Origin of the sequence: Brasilonema octagenarum UFV-OR1 (assembly GCF_963888615.1) — a bacterium.
GTDB lineage: Bacteria > Cyanobacteriota > Cyanobacteriia > Cyanobacteriales > Nostocaceae > Brasilonema > Brasilonema sennae.
Window position 1 is genome coordinate 1 of the sequence record NZ_CAWPKW010000270.1, and the last position, 2733, is coordinate 2733.

Below are 2733 nucleotides of genomic sequence, written 5' to 3' on the forward strand. Positions count from 1 at the left end.
GCGCTGCAGGAGGGTTTCCCTCCGTAGGCGACTGGCGAACCCGAAGGGCGTTGGGCACTGTTTAGCGTTCGCTCAAACCCTTATTTTGACGTTGTGGACAGTGCCCACCTTGAATCATTTAGGATTGCTATATGATCTTTTTATAAATTATGGTATCCACTCTATTTTTATGACAAACTTAAAAAAATGGAAGCTTTTGCACTCCAAAATGGTTTTGGATAATTACTGGTGCAAAGTCAGGCAAGATGAAATAGAATTGCCTAATGGTCAAATTATAGATGATTATTTCGTCAATGTCAGACCAGAAATTACTCTAATTTTACCTATCACTAGTACCAAAGAAATTGTTTTTGTGCGGCAATATAGGCACGCAGTCGGTGAATTTTTGTTAGAACTTCCCGCTGGTTTATTCAACCCAGCACAAGAAAGTGCTGAAGCTGCAGCAATCAGAGAAATGGAAGAAGAAACTGGCTACATAGCACAAAAAGTCACAAAAATAGCAACACTATATGATAACCCTAGTAAAGATACAAATAATATACATTTATTTTTAGCAGAAAATGTGATCAAGTCCGGAGAACAAAAGTTAGATATTACAGAAGAAATAGAAGTTGTTCTGATTCCAGTAGAATCAGTTAGAGAGAAAATCATTCAAGGTGAAATTTCTGTTTCTGGAACTGTTGCGGCGATTTCCTTGGGGCTAAATTTTCTAGATTGATTTTGAGGGTTATTTTCATCTATTAAACACCAGCTAATCGCCAGCGAACAATCTAAAAGAAGCTGATATATTCCAAAATCAGATGCTCGTTTGTGTCAAGAAAGCATTACGAACAGTCCGATTAATAAAACTGAGGTAATCGTCAATTTCTTCGTAAAGATCGAGTTCGTGTTCTTCATCCGAAGTCAGTGGAGAACTTTGTTGTTTTGTCAAGAGTTCTTCAATGCGATTTTGTACAGTACTAGAAGCTCGAAAGATAGGAATTCCCTCAACTAGTTCGATGCGAACTGCACCTTCAATGGGGAGACTGTTAGGCAAATTTTGTAATTTTGGTGGGAGTAGTATCATTGTAATTTTCCTGTATGTAAGAGATCGGAATTGGTGTATTCTTCTCCAAACTCAACCCAATCCCAAATGCAATTTCAATTACGCCTAGCCTGTCTTTTAGGCATTAATGCAAAGCACCTGCTTCTCTGGGGCATCGCCTGAATATATTGACAAGTAAACTAATTAATGCATAAGACAATCGCTAAGGCTTTGCTGATATTCTGCATCTGTTCATCTGACAAAATACCCAGTTGACGAACTAATCTTTGCTGCGAGATACAACGTACTTGAAATGTATCCGCAGCAGAAGGCTTACTTAAACCATTTTCAGCATTAGGTTCTAATCGAACCATCCACAAGACTCCAGTAAAAGCATCATTCCATCCAGTAATTGGTACAACAACTTTCAGCCGTAATGTGCCAATTTCATCATTGTTAACAATAATTGCGGGGCGGGTTTTGCCAATTTCGTCTCCAACAGTGGGATCAGAATTAAAAAGCCAAATTTGACCTCTACGCATAATCTTCATATTCATAGAAGTCTTCTGTATCCCGATCAGCGAAAATCACTAACTCACTTCCTTGTTCGTAAAAAGAACGCATGACAACAGCCGCTTCAGCTAAACTCAGTTCTTTTTGAAGAGGAACTTTCGATTTTGTAGTGATTTCTTGACGAATTAACTTTGATGCGATTTCAATGACTTCCAAACGTTCTTCCGTCGTCATCTTTCTCAGTGCTTCTAAGACTTCTGCTTTGGTCATAACTAATATTTTTCTTAGATGCTAGCACGCTCGTCATGGCGCGTTAAGTGAACCACAGCGAATGCGATGCCCCATAGGGGTACGTGCGCTTTGGGTTCAGTACACATCATCATGAGAACCCAAAGTTAACAACAAAATTTCTTCTTCTCCTGAATCTGAGTTATTAACAAACTGAAATAAAATACGATTGCTATAGTCAATAGAACACGACCATATACCATCTAAATCACCTTTAAGTTTGTGACTGTGTAAACTGGGAGAAAAAGGATCTTCAGATAGTTTTTGTAGTGTTTCCTCTACTTGAGAACGTAATTGTGGATTTTGACGTACTAAACGTTTAAACGCACGAACAAATGCAGAACTCCAAACTAAAATTTTCAATCTTCTAACTCCCCCATCAAATCTTCAACAGAACCTCGCCGCACGTTTCCCTGTTCATAATCATGTTGTGCTTGTGCAACTTCCTTTAACAACTCATTTCGTCTCTGTTGATTGAGGCGCTTGGTAATAATATCTATCAGCAAAATTTGAGCATCTATATCTAATGCTTCTACTGCTTCAATGACTTTTTGCAATGTAGATGTTTTTTCTATCATACTCGTAATGAATTGGGGAATAAGTCTAATTTAACAGAGTCACTCACTGCACAAGGAGCGATTGCCTACGGCAGAGCTACGCTTAACGCCAAAAATGATTGCTCCACGCGATCGCCCTTCGGGGGCTACCTTTGCAAGCGATCGCCTTTGGTAATATCATGTCCAGCTAGTTAGTTACGATATGTCATTGCGAGTGGAACGAAGACAAGCGTTGCAATCCCAAACCCCTGCGATCGCCAAAAATGATTCCTGTGCTCCCTGCTCCCTGCTCCCTGCTCCCTGCTCCCTGCTCCCTTCTCCCTGCTCCCTGCTCCCTTCCCCCTTCCCCCT

6 protein-coding genes are annotated in these 2733 nt (G+C 40.1%); 1 reads left to right on the plus strand and 5 read right to left on the minus strand.

Annotated elements, in window-relative coordinates; translation table 11 throughout:
• The first annotated feature begins 169 nt into the window (after positions 1-169).
• Positions 170-718 carry an NUDIX hydrolase gene (locus AC5590_RS22520; protein ID WP_169268944.1) on the plus strand — a complete coding sequence of 183 codons (549 nt, stop codon included), beginning with the start codon at positions 170-172 and terminating at the stop codon, positions 716-718.
• Between the two features lie 78 nt (positions 719-796).
• On the opposite strand, the gene AC5590_RS22525 is transcribed toward AC5590_RS22520, so the two are convergent.
• From AC5590_RS22525 to AC5590_RS22545, 5 genes are all read right to left on the minus strand, one after another.
• The gene (locus AC5590_RS22525; protein ID WP_211178809.1) at positions 797-1066 is read right to left on the minus strand and encodes a hypothetical protein; all 270 of its coding nucleotides are present in this window, start codon (positions 1064-1066) and stop codon (positions 797-799) included.
• Between the two features lie 158 nt (positions 1067-1224).
• The gene (locus AC5590_RS22530; protein WP_248277439.1) at positions 1225-1581 is read right to left on the minus strand and encodes a type II toxin-antitoxin system PemK/MazF family toxin; all 357 of its coding nucleotides are present in this window, start codon (positions 1579-1581) and stop codon (positions 1225-1227) included.
• Complete coding sequence (locus AC5590_RS22535) at positions 1559-1807, minus strand: hypothetical protein (RefSeq protein ID WP_169268945.1); 249 nt, start codon at positions 1805-1807, stop codon at positions 1559-1561. The genes AC5590_RS22530 and AC5590_RS22535 overlap by 23 nt, the downstream gene beginning before the upstream one ends.
• A gap of 96 nt (positions 1808-1903) precedes the next feature.
• Entirely contained in the window at positions 1904-2188 is a 285-nt protein-coding gene (locus AC5590_RS22540) for a type II toxin-antitoxin system RelE/ParE family toxin (protein ID WP_169268946.1), read from the minus strand.
• Positions 2185-2403 carry a hypothetical protein gene (locus tag AC5590_RS22545; protein ID WP_169268947.1) on the minus strand — a complete coding sequence of 73 codons (219 nt, stop codon included), beginning with the start codon at positions 2401-2403 and terminating at the stop codon, positions 2185-2187. The genes AC5590_RS22540 and AC5590_RS22545 overlap by 4 nt, the downstream gene beginning before the upstream one ends.
• Positions 2404-2733: the final 330 nt, after the last annotated feature.